Below are 13,752 nucleotides of genomic sequence, written 5' to 3' on the forward strand. Positions count from 1 at the left end.
GGTACCCGCACCGAGGGACGACCAGGACGCCATCCGGCACCGCAGGACGCGTCAGCTCGCTACGCGCTCCTCCGATGTCGGCGACTGCGGCAGTCGTGGGTCGATGGCGGCGGCAGATGACGAGCAGAGGGCATACAAAAGACCCCACCCTCCATAAGGAGGATGGGGTCTTGATTGAGCGCTGGGCAGGCCTTGCACCTGCATCCCCCCACAGGAAGTGGGGTGCCTTTCCTTGGACCACCAACGCCAGTCCCACCGCCGGTTTCCCGGCTGCGAGCTCGAAATGAACTCTACCCCGAAGATCAGTTCCAGACCACCCCTGACCGCCGACAAGCGGAGGCTGACGGCAATCTGATTGCGCCGCCACCCCCGCGGTTGGCTTCGGGGCATCATTTTGTGCAGGTATGGGCCTGGACTGACCGTCAGATGCCAGGAAAGGAGGAGTGACTGGCGGTCGGGCGACCGGTGGCGACCGATGGCGCCCGGGTGCTCCTTTGCCGCGACCGCCGTCCGTCAGACGCCGAGAAGTGGAACCCCATGACGATCCGAGGCCCCGGAAGGACAGTGGACCGGCGGGAAGCCCCCGACACCCCACCGGCCCCGGCACAGGGTGCACCGCCCGCCCCCGGCCGAAGCCCCCGGCCGACATCCACACCACCCCGGGCCCTTGAGCCCACCCCGCCCCATTCCCGACCCCTCCCGCCCGCCCCGTCCCCGCCGTACGCTGCGTTGATGAGAACTCCACGTCAGGCAGCGCGCATTGTCGTCCTCTCCCCCGGCGGATCGGTGTTCCTGTTCCGGGAGAACAACGTCGAAGTCGGCATCCACTGGTTGCCCCCGGGCGGCGGGATGGATCCCGGTGAGACCCCCGAGGAGTGCGTGCGGCGGGAGCTGCGCGAGGAGACAGGGTGGACCGACCTGCAGCCGCAGCGGCTGCTGTGCACCTGGGAGCACGACTTCACCCACGAGGGCATCCCCGTCCGGCAGCACGAGCACATCTACGTCACCACGGGCCCACGCCGGGAGCCCGTGCTCGAAGACCCCGGCATCCACTGGCAGTGGGTCTCCCCGGAGCGGCTGGCCGCCCTCGGTGAGCCGCTCTGGCCCCCGCGTCTGCCTGACCTCCTCGCCGACGCCTCGGCCGCGCCGGTCCACCTGGGTCTGGTGGGGTGACGGGGGGTCAGCGCGGCGCCGAGCGGTGGGTGCGCCAGGCGGCCAGGGCCTCCCCCCTCGCGCCGGCGGGGTGGTCGGCGTGCCAGGCGCGCAAGAGGTGGTTGAACTCGAACTGTGCGCCGATCTCCCGGGGTTCGGCAGCGGCCGCCCGGGTGGCGTGCCAGTGGGCGACCGCTTCGCCCAGGGTGCGGCCCGCGTTCTCCGCGACGTACACGCGCATGCACCCGTCGAAGTGGAACGCCGGGCCGATCTCCCGCCGGAAGAACTCCCGTAGCACCTGGCTGCACGGCTGCCCCTCGGGGATGACCGTCGAACCGTCCACCGGGGCGGACAGCCGGCGGGCCGCCGCGGGGCGGCGGGGCGGGGCCGCGGAAAGCGGCCTGCCGTCGAGCGCGGCCCGCAGCCGCTCCGTGAGTGCGGCCTTCCCGCCGCCGCGCGGTACGTCGAGCCGCCGGGCGAGCGCGTTCAGCTCGGCCAGCGTCCAGTACCAGCGGGCGGGTTCGTCGCCGGTGAGGGCGGGCGTGAGGGGCGGGCGCCCCTCCGTGGGGTCGACCGACAGCCCGGCATTCGAATCCATGTTCCCATGCTAGGCCCCGGACGTGACGGCACCCGGGGCGCTGAGGCGGTAGCCGCCCGCCGTCAGCCCCACGTCGGGCGTCGTGGTCGAGCAGCGCGGCATGTCCTGGTCACCGACCGGGGCGATGATGCCGATGCGCGCCGCGTCGCCGCCGCCCGGGCGGGGGACGTGGAAGCTGAGGCCCATGCGGGCGGGCAGGGGCTTGCGGTGGAGGTACTCCTGCCACGCCGGTCCGGCGTCGACGAGCCGGCCCGTCACGGACACCTCGGTGCCGTCCACGCGCAGGCAGTCGACGCGGAAGTCGCCCCAGTTGAAGTTGGCCGGCTCCCCGTCCTTGGGGGGCGAGTAGTGCTGGATGCGGAAGGCGCCCCAGGAACGGTCGGCCGTGGAGGGTCCGGACGGCGTTCCGGGCCCCGGCTGCGTGAACAGGCCGTGGGCGTCGACGGAGATCCGGACGTCGTCGCGGGGGTCTCCGTAGGCCATGCGGCCCCAGCCGCTGATGCCGCCCACGGCGGGAACCGCCGCACCCGGGGCGGCGGCCGGAACCGGAGGCGAGTCCGCCGCCGAGGCGGGAAGGCACGCCGTGGCGGCGAGGGCGGCGGCAAGGGCGAGGGGAACGGCGAGGCGCAGGGCGGTCCGGTGCACGGCGGTGGTCTCCTCCGGGAGCGGCGGTCGGGTCGTTCCCGATCCTGCTCGGAAGGCCCGTGCCGGTCATCGGGCGCGGGAGGGAGGCGTCCTCCCCCGCGCGGGGGAGGACGGGTGCGCCGGGCGGAGGGTCAGCGCTTGGGAGCGGTCGCCCTGGCGTAGAGCTGGGCGGCGTAGTCGCCGAGGACGGTGCTGGTGGAGACGTCGTCCGTGTCGCCGCCCGTCAGAATGCCGATGATCTTGCCGTCGCGGCCGAGCCAGGCGCTGCCGCTGGTCCCGCCCGGGAAGTCGGAGCAGTCGAAGCGCTGCTCGCGCTCGCTGGTGCGGACGGCGACGGCCGTGCAGGTGCGGGGGACCTTGCGGTCGGCGGGGTAGCCGGTCACCGTGACCTCCTCGCCCGCGCGGCCGGTGGTGTCGAGGGGGGCGCCGCCGGTGAGGTCCTCGATGTTGCGGCCCTTGTCGTCGGGGGCGACGCGGGCGAAGGCGAGGTCGTAGTCGTCGTCCGTGTCGTCGGCCCAGCGCTTGTCCTCGTAGACCTGCTCTATCTTCCAGACGCCGTACGGTGCGACACCGTTCGCGTACGCGGGTGCGAATACCGCACCGCCGTCGCGGGTCTGTTCGCCCTCCAGGAGGCAGTGGCCGGCGGTGATGAGCAGGTTCTTGCCGGGGCTGCGGACGACCGTGGCGGTGCAGAAGTGGTCGCCGTCCAGGCCACCGGTGAACAGGGCGCCGGTGAAGGTGGCGGCGTTGCCCGGCTTGGGCGTGACGGGGGTCGACTGGGGCTTGCCCAGCTGGGGCTTGGACGCTTGCGAACGCGAAGGCCCACTCGGCGATCCGGAGGGTGCGGCCGACTTGGCGTGCACGGGGGCGGCCCCTTCGGGCGGCGGCACCAGCTCGGCGACGGCCGCCGAGGCGCCCAGCGCCGCCACGGCGCACAGCACCGCCGTCACCACGGACCGCTTGTCCACCGCCATGATCCCTCCCGCTTTGCCCTGGCGAAGCATGCCCCGGCGACGGGCCGTGGTGCAAGGTCCTGACCTCGCGTGGCGCTGGGATGGCGGGATCTTGGCTCCGGTGAAGGCCTTCGCGCTGATCGAGGACGCGAGCCGCTTCGCGGCGCTGCGCCGCCCGGACCGCTTCCCGGAAGTGCTGCCGGCGCGCGTCCGCCCGGTGGTGACGGGCGGGCGCGCGGCCTCCGCCGCGGGCTGAGGCCGGCGCCGCTCCGCGCCGGCAAGGGGGTGGGGGCCTGGCCCCGTTGCCGCCGCCTCAGGCCCCCGGCCACAGCCCTTCCGGGGTGAGCCCCAGCAGGTCGATGGCGTTGCCGCGCACGATGCGCTCCACCACCTCCGCGTCCAGGTGCCCCATCTGGGCCTCGCCCACCTCGCGCGACTTGGGCCAGGTGGAGTCCGAGTGCGGGTAGTCGGTCTCGTAGAGGACGTTGCCGACACCGATGGAGTCCAGGTTCCGCAGGCCGAAGGCGTCGTCGAAGAAGCAGCCGAAGACGTGTTCCGCGAAGAGCTCGGACGGCGGGCGGTGGACCTTGTCGGCGACACCGCCCCAGCCACGGTTCTCCTCCCAGACCACGTTCGCGCGTTCCAGGATGTAGGGGATCCAGCCGATCTGACCCTCGGCGTACATGATCCGCAGGTTGGGGAAGCGTTCGAACTTGCCGCTCATCAGCCAGTCGACCATCGAGAAGCAGCAGTTGGCGAAGGTGATGGTGGAGCCGACGGCCGGCGGTGCGTCGGCCGAGGTGGACGGCATGCGCGACGAGGAGCCGATGTGCATGGCGATGACCGTGCCGGTCTCGTCGCACGCCCGGAGGAAGGGGTCCCACTCGTCCGTGTGGATCGACGGGAGCCCCAGGTGCGGCGGTATCTCGGAGAAGGCGACGGCGCGCACGCCCCGCGCGGCGTTGCGGCGCACCTCCTCGGCGGCGAGGCGGGCGTCCCACAGGGGGATGAGGGTCAGCGGGATGAGGCGTCCCTGGGCGAGGGGTCCGCACCACTCCTCCACCATCCAGTCGTTGTACGCGCGGACGCCGAGGAGGCCGAGTTCGCGGTCCTTGGCCTCGGTGAAGGTCTGGCCGCAGAAGCGCGGGAAGGTGGGGAAGCAGAGGGCGGACTGGACGTGGTTGACGTCCATGTCGGCGAGGCGCTCGGGAACCGAGAAGGAGCCGGGGCGCATCTGCTCGTAGGTGATGACTTCCAGTTTGATCTCGTCGCGGTCGTACCCGACGGCGGTGTCGAGGCGGGTGAGCGGCCGGTGCAGGTCCTCGTACACCCACCAGTCGCCGATGGGGCCGTCGTCGCCCCGTGCGCCCATGACGGGGGCGAACTTCCCGCCGAGGAAGGTCATTTCCCTGAGGGGGGCGCGGACGATCCGGGGGCCGGTGTCGCGGAATTTCGACGGGAGCCGGTCCCGCCAGACGTGAGGAGGTTCAACCGTGTGGTCGTCCACCGAGATGATCTTCGGGAAGGTCTCCATGACTCTTACGGTAGCGTCGATCTGACGAACCGTCAGCTATTTGGGCGCCGGTCGTTCGCCGGCCGGGAGCGGATGGCTCCGCCGCGGGCTGACGCGTACGTGCAACACAGGGCAGACTGACCCTTGAACCGACGGAAGGCAGGGGGAGGACAGATGGACGGCGGACCGGCCATCCCGCACCAGCCGAGCGTCTCCGACGGTCCCGGCGCACCCGGAGCACCCGGAGCGCCCGGCGCGCCCGTCCCGGGAGACAACCGATTCGCCGTACTCGGACCCGTCCGGGCCTGGCGCGGCGGCGAGACCCTGCCCTCCGGCAGCCCGCAGCAGCGCGCCCTGCTCGCCGCGCTGCTCCTGCGCGACGGCCGCACCGCCACCGCGCCCGAACTGATCGACGCCATCTGGGGCGAGGACCCCCCGCAGCAGGCCCTCGCCACCATCCGCACGTACGCCTCGCGGCTGCGCAAGGTCCTCGACCCCGAGCTGCTCGTCAGCGACGCCGGCGGCTACGCCATCCGGCTGCGCCACCAGGAGGCCCTCGACCTCGGCATCGCCCGCAGCCTCGCCGCCGACGCCGACCGGGCCCGCACCGCCGGGGACCGCGCCCTCGCCCGTACGCTGCTGGCCCGAGCCCTGGACCTGTGGGACGGCGAACCCCTCGCCGGGGTCCCCGGCCCGCACGCCGAGACCGAGCGCACCCGGCTCACCGAATGGCGCTTCCAGCTGCTGGAGACCCGCCTCGACCTGGACCTGGAGGTCGGCCACCACGCCGAGGCCGTCTCCGAGCTCACCGCCCTCACCGCCGCCCACCCGCTGCGTGAGCGGCTGCGCGAGCTGCTCATGCTCGCCCTCTACCGCAGCGGCCGCCAGGCCGAGGCCCTCGCCGTGTACGCGGACACCCGCCGCCTCCTCGCCGAGGAACTCGGCGTGGACCCGCGCCCCGAGCTCGCCGCCCTCCAGCAGCGCATCCTGAACGCGGACGCGGAACTGGCCCGCGCCGAGGACCCCGCCCCGACCGCCTCCCCCGTCCCCGTACGGCCCGCCCAGCTGCCCGCCACCGTCCCGGACTTCACCGGCCGGGCCCCCTTCGTCGCCGAGCTCGGCGAGATCCTCTCGGGCTCCGACGGGCAGGTCATGGCCGTCTCCGCACTGGCCGGCATCGGCGGCGTCGGCAAGACCACCCTCGCCGTGCACGTCGCGCACGCCGCCCGCCCGCACTTCCCCGACGGCCAGCTCTACGTCGACCTCCAGGGCACCGAACCCCGCCCCGTCCTGCCCGAGGCCGTCCTCGGCTCCTTCCTGCGCGCCCTCGGCACCCCCGACAGCGCCATCCCCGACTCCCCCGCCGACCGGGCCGCCCTCTACCGCTCCACCCTCGACGGCCGCCGCGTCCTGGTCCTCCTCGACAACGCCCGCGACGCCGCCCAGGTCCGCCCGCTGCTGCCGGGCACCGCGGGCTGCGCCGCCCTCGTCACCAGCCGGGTCCGGATGTCGGGCCTCGCCGGCGCCCATCTCGTCGACCTCGACGTGATGAGCCCCGAGGAGGCCCTGCAGCTGTTCACCCGCATCGTCGGCGGCGAACGCGTCGGCGCCGAACGCCAGGCCGCCCTCGACGTCGTCGGCGCCTGCGGGTTCCTGCCGCTCGCCATCCGCATCGCCGCCTCCCGGCTCGCCTCCCGCCGCACCTGGACCGTCTCCGTCCTCGCCGCCAAGCTCGCCGACGAGCGCCGCCGCCTCGACGAGCTCCAGTCCGGCGACCTGGCCGTCAAGGCCACCTTCGAGCTCGGGTACGGCCAGCTGGAGCCCGCCCAGCAGCGCGCCTTCCGCCTGCTGGGCCTCGCCGACGGCCCCGACATCTCGCTGGCCGCCGCAGCCGCCGCCCTCGACCTGCCCGAGCACGACACCGAGGACCTCATGGAGGCCTTGGTCGACTGCTCCCTCCTGGAATCCGCCGCCCCCGGCCGCTACCGCTTCCACGACCTCGTACGCCTCTACGCGCGTGCGTGCGCCGAACGCGACGAGCAGCCCGCCGACGGACGCGAGGCCGCCCTCGACCGGCTCCTCGACTTCTACCTCGCCACCGCCTCCCGCGTGTACGCCCTGGAGCGGCCCGGCGACCGCCTGCCCGCCCACCTCTCCGGGACCCGCCACCCCGGACTCGTCCTCGCCGAGCCCCGCGCCGCCCTGGACTGGCTGTTCGCCGAGGCCGACCCGCTGCTGGCCTGCGTACGGCAGTCCGCCGGGCGGCCGGAGGCCCTGCGCAGGGCCGTGGACCTGCTCTGGGCGGCCAAGGACCTCGCCGAGTCCGGCGCCAACTCCAAGCAGTACGAGTCCGCGGCCAAGACCCTGTGCGAGGCCGCGCGCGCCGCCGGCGACCCGCGCGCGGAGGGCCGGGCGCGGACCACCCTCACCATGGTCCACCTCTTCGCGGGCCGGTTCGCCGAGGCCGACGACCAGGCCAGCCAAGCCATGGACCTGGCCCGGCTGGCCGGAGACCCGCTGCCCAGCTGCTGGGCACCCAACGACCGCGGGATCATCGCCCTCTACCAGGGGCGGCACGCCGACGGCGAGCGCTTCCTGCTGGAGGCCATCGAGAACTTCCGGGCCGACGGCAACAACATCGGCGAGGCCAGCGCCCTGTGCAACCTCTCCCGGATCCACGTCGTGCTCGGCCGGCTGTCCAGCGCCATCGACCTCGCCGAGCAGGGCATCGCCATATACGACCGGATGGGCCTCACCCTGCGCCTGGCCAACGGCCGCTACGCGCTGGGCATCGCGCTCACCCAGGCCGGCCGGCTCACGGAGGCGCTGGAGCAGCTCGGCGAGGCGCTGTCGCTGTTCCACGACAACCGTCAGCCGCTGTGGGAGGGCGTGACGCACTTCCGGCTCGCCGAGGCCCATCTGGCCGCCCTGCGGCCCACCCTGGCCGCCAAGCACGCCGAGCAGGCCATCGCGCTGCGCGGGATCGGCGGTGAGTGGCGCCGTGCGACGGTGCTGACCGTGCTCGGCAAGGCGCTGCGGCGGCTGGGCCAGCCGGACCGGGCGCGGGCGTGCTGGCGGGACGCGGAGACGGTGTTCCGCCAGCTGGGGTCGGCGGAACTGGCCGAAGTGCAGGCGTTGCTGGCGTCGGAGCTGGCCGCCTGACCTGCGGAGACAGCCGATGGACGGACACGTTCATCGTTCGTTTATCGCCGCGCGGCAGGATGAGTGCATCGACCCGGGGCGTCGGGGGGCACTCGGGCCGGCTGGTTGCACAACCCGTTCGGCGGTCCACGGGGGAATCGCCGAACGGGCGACCACCATCAGGCGCCACACACGATCAGGAGAGAGTCGATGGCGACGAACGAGAACATCCTGCCGCTCGACGGCGACATCAGACCGCTCGACAATCACGCCTCGGGCGCCGACATCAACCCGCTGGGCGACCCGGCGGCCGAACCGCCGGTCGTGGTCAAGCCCGGCGACAAGCCGCAGGACAACCACGCCTCGGACGTCGACATCGTGTCGATGGACAACCACGCGTCCGGTCCGCGCCCGTAACGGCACGGCGTACGGGGAAGCGTACGGGGGGCCTTGAGCGGTCGTACGGGGGACGTACGGGGGGACCGCCCGAGGACGTACGGGGAGAACAGCGGGGGAACCACGGGGGAGCACCAGGGGGGATGCACCACCGGTAGGGAACACGGGGGGACCGTACGGGCGAGCCCACGGGGGATTCGGGGGAATCCGGGCGAGCCGGTAGGGGAGAACGGCGGTCGCGGTGGCCGGAGGGGGACCACCGCGGCCGCCGCACGCCCACGTTCCGGCGCCCCCCGCGATTCGGCGCCCCCGCGATCCGGTCCGCCGGTCCGGCCCCGGGCCCGCCGCCCCGTCATTAGGCTGGGCCCGTGTTCACCTCCCAGGGCCCGAGCCTGCGCGAACTGGCCGTCCAGGCCCTCTCCTCCGTCGAGCGGGGCTACGACCTCCTCGCCCCCAAGTTCGACCGGACGCCCTTCCGCACCCCGGACCGGATGCTCGACGCCGTCGAGGAGGCCCTGGCCCAGGAGGAGGGCTCCTTCGGCTCCGGGCTGGACGTCTGCTGCGGCACCGGCGCCGGGCTGGGCATGCTGCGCCGCCTCTGCCGCGACCGGGTCACCGGGGTCGACCTCAGCGCCGGCATGCTGGCGCAGGCCCGGCGGGCGCACCCCGAGGGCGTGGAGCTCGTCCGGGCCGACGTACTGGCCCTGCCCGAACGGCTCTGGAACACCTACGACCTCGCCGTCAGCTTCGGCGCCTTCGGCCACTTCCTCCCGGCCGAGCGGCCCGCCCTCTTCGGCGCGGTCCACCGTGCGCTGCACTCCGGCGGGGTGTTCGCCTTCCCGGTCGGCGCCCCCGTCCCCCTGGCCTCGCCCGTGTGGTGGGCGGCGGCCGGGTTCGACGCGGCGATGCGGGTCCGCAACGCGGTGTGGCGGCCTCCGTTCGTCATGTACTACCGCACCTTCCCCTTCGGCCCGGTCCGCGCGGACCTGAGGGCGGCCGGCTTCACCGTGGAGACGGTCCCGCTGACGCCCTTCGGCCGGCGCGGGGACGGCAGCCCGCGCTGGCGGCTGGTGCTGGCCCGCAAGCCCCGCTCCTAACCCGCGAGGCGTTCACGGAGCGTGCGGCACAGGTGCTGGACCTCTTCGTCGTGGGCGATGCTCCCGAAGCGGCCGGTGCGGCGGGGCAGCGCCAGTTCCTCCTCGACGCGGGGCAGGGCCGGTGCTGCGGCCGGGCCCATTCGGGACAGGCAGGCCAGGACGTGGTTGGAGGTCGCGCCGTTGCCGGCCCAGGCGGCCAGCAGGGCCGGTACGAGGGCCCCGGCCTCGGCCTCGCCGCCGATCTCCCACAGCGCGGCCGCCGCATGGATCCGCGTCCAGTCGTACGAGGCGGTCAGCATCTCCCTCAGGCGCGGCGCCGCCGCCCCGGCGGGCGGGCCGACCAGGGCGAGCACCTCGGCCGCCTCGCGGAGCCGGTGCCCGTCGAGGAGCGCGACCAGCCTCGGGACGGCGTCGGCGGGGTCGCGCGCGAGCGCCCACAGGGCGGCGGTGGCGGCCGCGCGGAGGTCCACGTCCTGCGCGTCGGCCAGCGGGCGGACCACGTCCAGGGCGGAGGCGGCGGCGGTGCCGAAGGAGGCGAGCGCCTCCAGGGCGGAGGCGGCGGGGCGCCACTGTTCGTGCCGCACCGCCGCTGCGACGGCCCGAGCGAGCGCGGGGACGGCGGCGGGGTCGCCCAGTGCGGCCAGGGCACTCACCAGGGCGCCCGCACTCATGCCGGTCCGCTCCTTGGCGAAGTCGACGGCGTCCAGGAGGCGGGTCAGCCGGGGCACCAGCTCACCGGCGGCGGCCGGGCCAAGGCCGCCCGCGACCTGCACCGCGCGCCAGGCGTCGGTGCCACCGTCCAGGGCCGTGAGCAGGCTCGGCAGGGCACGCGGGTCGCCGAGGCGGGCCAGTGTCATGACGGTTTCCTGGTGGGCGCGGCGCAGCTGCGGCCGGGGGGACGCCCAGACGTCCGGACCGTGCATGTCCCGGTGTCCGGCGACGCAGCCGGCCAGGGATTCGCGGGCGGGCTCGGCGACGGGGCCCAGGGAACGGAGGCACTCGGCCGCGGCGGCGGTGGTGTAGGGGTCGCGGGGCAGCAGGCACTGTGCGACGAGGGCGACCAGCGCGGTGTGGTCGCCGCGCCAGGAGCCGATCAGGTCCTTGGCCATGGCGATGGCGTCGTAGCGGGTGGCCGGGTCCGGGCTGCCCAGCTGGGCGGCGAGCAGGGCGGTGCGCTCGGCGACGCGGTCGTCGAGGACCGTGTGGAAGGTGCGCAGGAGGGAAGTGGTGGGGGCGTGGACGCGGCCGTGCCGGTCGAGGTCCTCGAAGGCGGCGGCTATCTGCGGGGGGACGTCCTGGGCCGGGGGCTTGTCGGCGGGGGCGTCCTCCCGCGGGGCGGGTGCGGCCTGGGCCTCGTCGGCGGGGGCGTCCTCCCGCGGGGCGGGTGCGGCCTGGGCCTCGTCGGCGGGGGCGTGCTCCCGCGGGGCGGGGGCGGCGCAGGCGCAGGTGGTGGCGGCGCAGCCCTGGGTGTCGGGGGTGTCCGGCGGGGGTGCGAGGCGGCCCAGGAGGTCGATCGCCGTCGGTACGGTGTCGGCCGCGATGTCCTGCGGGGCGCAGCGGGCGCGGTGGACGAGGGCGCCGAGCCGGATGCCGGGGTCCGCGGCGGGGTCGTCGGCGAGGATGTCGAGCCAGGCGGTGGCGGCGGGCCGGGCGGCGGGGAGGCGCAGGGCGAGGCTCGCCATGGTGCGGATGACCAGCAGCCGTTCCTCCGTTCCGGATTCGGCGGGCAGCCGTTCCCGGAGGATCGCCACGGCCCGGTCGGCGTCGTCGAGGAAGAGGCCCACTCCCCCGATCCCCGCGTGCCGTACGCCCGGGTCCGAGTCGGCGGCGTAGCGGACGAAGGCGTCGGCGCGGGCCCGGAGCAGGGCCATGGCGTCGGCGGGGGCCGTGGACTCGGTGCCGTCCGGGGCGAAGCGGATGCAGTCGTCGTCGCGGTCGGCGGCTTCACGGCCGATGCTGAGCAGCAGCGCGGCGACGGCGGCCCGGTCGGGGGTGGCGGGGTCGTCGGTGAGTCCGAGGAGGAACGGCAGGCCGGCGACCGTACTGGGGTAGATGTCGCCCTGGTGGTGGACCGCGCTGTAGAAGCCGGCGAACGACTCGCGCCGTACGTCGGGGTCGGGGTCGGCCATGCCCTTCAGCCATCCCGGAATGTCACCGCCGGGGCCGTAGGCGTGGCCCATCGAGGTCCAGTCGATACCGTCGAGGTCGTCGAGCTCGTTGATCATGTACGGCACTATGGCAAGGCGCACTGACAGCCCGGGGGGGCGGTCACCGGATGCTGTCGAAGGCGAGGTGGACGCGTTCCTCGTCGGTGACGTCGTGGCCGTCGCGCAGGCGGGCCATGTCGTTGCGGGACAGGGCGCGGCCGTAGATGCGCACGTCGTCCAGGGCGCCGGCGTAGAAGGCCTTGTAGTCGGGCCGGGTGCCGAGGTGGATGGTGAAGGCGCCGCCGGGGCGGAGGTCGCCGGCGGGGCCGGTGGGGGTGGCGGCGGTGGCCGGCGCTCTGCCGTCCACGGAGAGTTCGAGGCGGCCGCCGCTGCGCTGGAGGACGACGTGGTGCCACGTGTCGTCGTCGGTGCGGGTCGGGGAGGTCACGGTGACGGGGCCGGTTCCGGCGCTGACGGTGGCTTCGAGGCGGCCGGTGGCGGGGTCGGCCTCGATGCGGAACTGCTTGGCGGCGGGCCCCTGGCCGTAGGCCCACAGGAGGGGCCGGCGCAGGCCGCTGCCCCGGTCCTGGCCGCGGGTCTTGTACTGGACCCAGGTGGCGACGGCGAAGTCCTCGGCGCCGACGCGCAGTTCGTCGGGGCAGTCGATCAGGCGCAGGAAGTCGTCCTTGCCGTCGAAGCGCATGGCCTTGCCGCCGTCGGGCCGGTTGCCGAGGCGGGGGGCGCCGTGGACGACGGCGTCGTCGCGGTACGGGCCGGTGTCGGCGGTGCGGCGGGGGGTGAGGTCCTCGGCGGCGGCCCGGAGTTCGGGGAGGCCGAAGGCGGTGAACTTGATGTAGCCGTGGGGGGTGCCGTTGGCGGTCTCGTAGAGGAGGCCGACGCGGCCGCCGGGCAGGGCGGCCATGTCGGAGTAGCCGGCGCGTTCGCGCAGGACGACGGCGCCGTCCTGCGACCAGGTGCGGCCCTCGTCCCGCGAGGTGCGGACGGCCAGGGTCCAGCGGTCGGAGGACTCGGCGCCGGGTCGGCTGGGCGCTGTGAGGAGGAGGGGGCCGCCGGGGAGCTGGAGTACGGAGCCGGAGGCGGGCGGGGCGGGGAGGTCGGCGACGGGGGTGAATCCGGGGGCGGGGAACTCGGGGGCGGAGGCGTCCTCGACGGTCGCGGACAGGCGGTGGTCGGGGGTGCCGCAGGTGGCGGTGGAGCGGGCGTTGAGGTAGATCCGGCCGTCGGGGAGCTGGGTGAGGGCGGGTTCGCTGGGGGCGGGGGTGCCGGCGGGGGCGCTCCAGCGGGCGCCGGGCGCCCAGGTGAGGCCGCCGTCGTCGCTGTAGAGGAGCTGGGCGCCGGATGCGTCGCTCCCGGTGCGGTAGTCGGAGCCGATGACGAGGCGGCCGGGGCGGTCGGGGCGGGTGGGGGTCATCTGGACGCCGCGGCCGGGGCCGACGGAGACCCAGGCCCAGTCGGGGTCCTTGAGCTGGGGTTGCGGGTCGGGGTCGGTGGTCCAGCTGGCGCCGTCGTCGGTGCTGTGGGCCAGGCGCAGTTCGCGGGGGCCGCGGACGCGGTTGCCGTCGGCGTCGGCGGTCCAGGTGCTGTAGGCGTGGAGGAGGGAGATCCGGCCGGAGGCGGAGTCGACGACGGGGGCGGGGCTGCCGTAGGCGCCGGGGTCGCCGTCGCCGCGGATGACCTGGAGGGGTCCCCAGGTGCGGCCTTCGTCGGTGGAGCGTTTCAGGACGAGGTCGATGTCGCCGATGTCGGCGCAGCCGGAGGTACGGGCCTCGGCGATGGCCAGCAGCGTGCCGTCCTTGGTGGTGGTGAGGCTGGGGATGCGGTAGCAGTCGTAGCCCTCGGTGAAGGCGTTGAAGGGGGCGGAGACGGCTGCGGTCAGTCCGGGCTGGTGTGCGGGCGCGGGACCGTCGGCGTCCGCCTTCCCGGGTGTGCCGGGCCGCAGGACGAAGGCCAGGAGGAGGGCCGCGGCGAGGGTCAGCGCGAAGGCGGCGCCCGCCCGGGTCCCGGCACGCACCGAGCTCTCCCGCCGGATTCGTTCGACTGTTTGACGCACACTCACCCGTGCAGGCTAACGCGGTGGCCCCCGGTCGTG

The 13,752-nt window shown here is 74.6% G+C and carries 11 protein-coding genes; 5 read left to right on the plus strand and 6 right to left on the minus strand.

All coding sequences use genetic code 11. The annotated features are described in order from the left end of the window. Nucleotides 1-732: 732 nt before the first annotated feature. Nucleotides 733-1,173, plus strand: a complete 441-nt coding sequence (locus tag ACFY15_RS23850) for an NUDIX hydrolase (RefSeq protein ID WP_390687794.1) — start codon at nt 733-735, stop codon at nt 1,171-1,173. 7 nt (nt 1,174-1,180) lie between these two features. Here the strand turns inward: ACFY15_RS23850 and ACFY15_RS23855 are convergent, their stop codons facing one another. From ACFY15_RS23855 to ACFY15_RS23865, 3 genes are all read right to left on the minus strand, one after another. Continuing rightward, nucleotides 1,181-1,750: a DUF6434 domain-containing protein gene (locus ACFY15_RS23855; protein ID WP_390687795.1), complete on the minus strand. Its 570-nt coding sequence runs from the start codon at nt 1,748-1,750 to the stop codon at nt 1,181-1,183. Between the two features lie 9 nt (nt 1,751-1,759). Beyond that, nucleotides 1,760-2,395: a hypothetical protein gene (locus ACFY15_RS23860; protein WP_390687796.1), complete on the minus strand. Its 636-nt coding sequence runs from the start codon at nt 2,393-2,395 to the stop codon at nt 1,760-1,762. A gap of 131 nt (nt 2,396-2,526) precedes the next feature. Continuing rightward, nucleotides 2,527-3,369: a trypsin-like serine peptidase gene (locus ACFY15_RS23865; RefSeq protein WP_390687797.1), complete on the minus strand. Its 843-nt coding sequence runs from the start codon at nt 3,367-3,369 to the stop codon at nt 2,527-2,529. A 91-nt stretch (nt 3,370-3,460) separates the two neighbouring features. Here ACFY15_RS23865 and ACFY15_RS23870 point away from each other — a divergent pair, with 91 nt between their 5' ends. Beyond that, on the plus strand, nt 3,461-3,604 hold the full coding sequence (locus ACFY15_RS23870) for a hypothetical protein (RefSeq protein ID WP_390687798.1): 144 nt from the start codon (nt 3,461-3,463) through the stop codon (nt 3,602-3,604). A 57-nt stretch (nt 3,605-3,661) separates the two neighbouring features. Here ACFY15_RS23870 and ACFY15_RS23875 read toward each other — a convergent pair whose 3' ends face one another. Continuing rightward, nucleotides 3,662-4,882, minus strand: coding sequence for an amidohydrolase family protein (locus ACFY15_RS23875; RefSeq protein WP_390687799.1), 1,221 nt, complete (start codon nt 4,880-4,882; stop codon nt 3,662-3,664). A 153-nt stretch (nt 4,883-5,035) separates the two neighbouring features. Between ACFY15_RS23875 and ACFY15_RS23880 the strand changes: the two genes are divergently transcribed. The 3 genes from ACFY15_RS23880 (at nt 5,036) to ACFY15_RS23890 (ending at nt 9,495) form a co-directional block, all read left to right on the plus strand. Then, on the plus strand, nt 5,036-8,023 hold the full coding sequence (locus ACFY15_RS23880) for a BTAD domain-containing putative transcriptional regulator (protein ID WP_390687800.1): 2,988 nt from the start codon (nt 5,036-5,038) through the stop codon (nt 8,021-8,023). A gap of 189 nt (nt 8,024-8,212) precedes the next feature. Continuing rightward, a complete protein-coding gene (locus tag ACFY15_RS23885; protein ID WP_042809668.1) occupies nt 8,213-8,419 on the plus strand; it encodes a hypothetical protein in 207 nt (68 codons plus the stop codon). 347 nt (nt 8,420-8,766) lie between these two features. Next, nucleotides 8,767-9,495: a class I SAM-dependent DNA methyltransferase gene (locus ACFY15_RS23890; protein WP_390687801.1), complete on the plus strand. Its 729-nt coding sequence runs from the start codon at nt 8,767-8,769 to the stop codon at nt 9,493-9,495. On the opposite strand, the gene ACFY15_RS23895 is transcribed toward ACFY15_RS23890, so the two are convergent. Together ACFY15_RS23895 and ACFY15_RS23900 are read right to left on the minus strand one after the other, a co-directional pair. Then, nucleotides 9,492-11,720 carry a HEAT repeat domain-containing protein gene (locus ACFY15_RS23895; protein ID WP_390826037.1) on the minus strand — a complete coding sequence of 743 codons (2,229 nt, stop codon included), beginning with the start codon at nt 11,718-11,720 and terminating at the stop codon, nt 9,492-9,494. The genes ACFY15_RS23890 and ACFY15_RS23895 overlap by 4 nt on opposite strands. Nucleotides 11,721-11,763: 43 nt before the next feature. After that, entirely contained in the window at nt 11,764-13,674 is a 1,911-nt protein-coding gene (locus ACFY15_RS23900) for a LamG-like jellyroll fold domain-containing protein (RefSeq protein WP_390687802.1), read from the minus strand. Nucleotides 13,675-13,752: the final 78 nt, after the last annotated feature.

The sequence above is a fragment of the Streptomyces sp. NPDC001373 genome, from assembly GCF_042895815.1.
Taxonomy (GTDB): Bacteria; Actinomycetota; Actinomycetes; order Streptomycetales; family Streptomycetaceae; genus Streptomyces.

Coding starts and splice junctions, on each gene's coding strand:
- ACFY15_RS23895 (WP_390826037.1), bottom strand. CDS start 11,720: ATGATCAACGAGCTCGACGACCTCGACGGTATCGACTGGACCTCGATG.
- ACFY15_RS23865 (WP_390687797.1), bottom strand. CDS start 3,369: ATGGCGGTGGACAAGCGGTCCGTGGTGACGGCGGTGCTGTGCGCCGTG.
- ACFY15_RS23855 (WP_390687795.1), bottom strand. CDS start 1,750: ATGGATTCGAATGCCGGGCTGTCGGTCGACCCCACGGAGGGGCGCCCG.
- ACFY15_RS23880 (WP_390687800.1), top strand. CDS start 5,036: ATGGACGGCGGACCGGCCATCCCGCACCAGCCGAGCGTCTCCGACGGT.
- ACFY15_RS23875 (WP_390687799.1), bottom strand. CDS start 4,882: ATGGAGACCTTCCCGAAGATCATCTCGGTGGACGACCACACGGTTGAA.
- ACFY15_RS23885 (WP_042809668.1), top strand. CDS start 8,213: ATGGCGACGAACGAGAACATCCTGCCGCTCGACGGCGACATCAGACCG.
- ACFY15_RS23850 (WP_390687794.1), top strand. CDS start 733: ATGAGAACTCCACGTCAGGCAGCGCGCATTGTCGTCCTCTCCCCCGGC.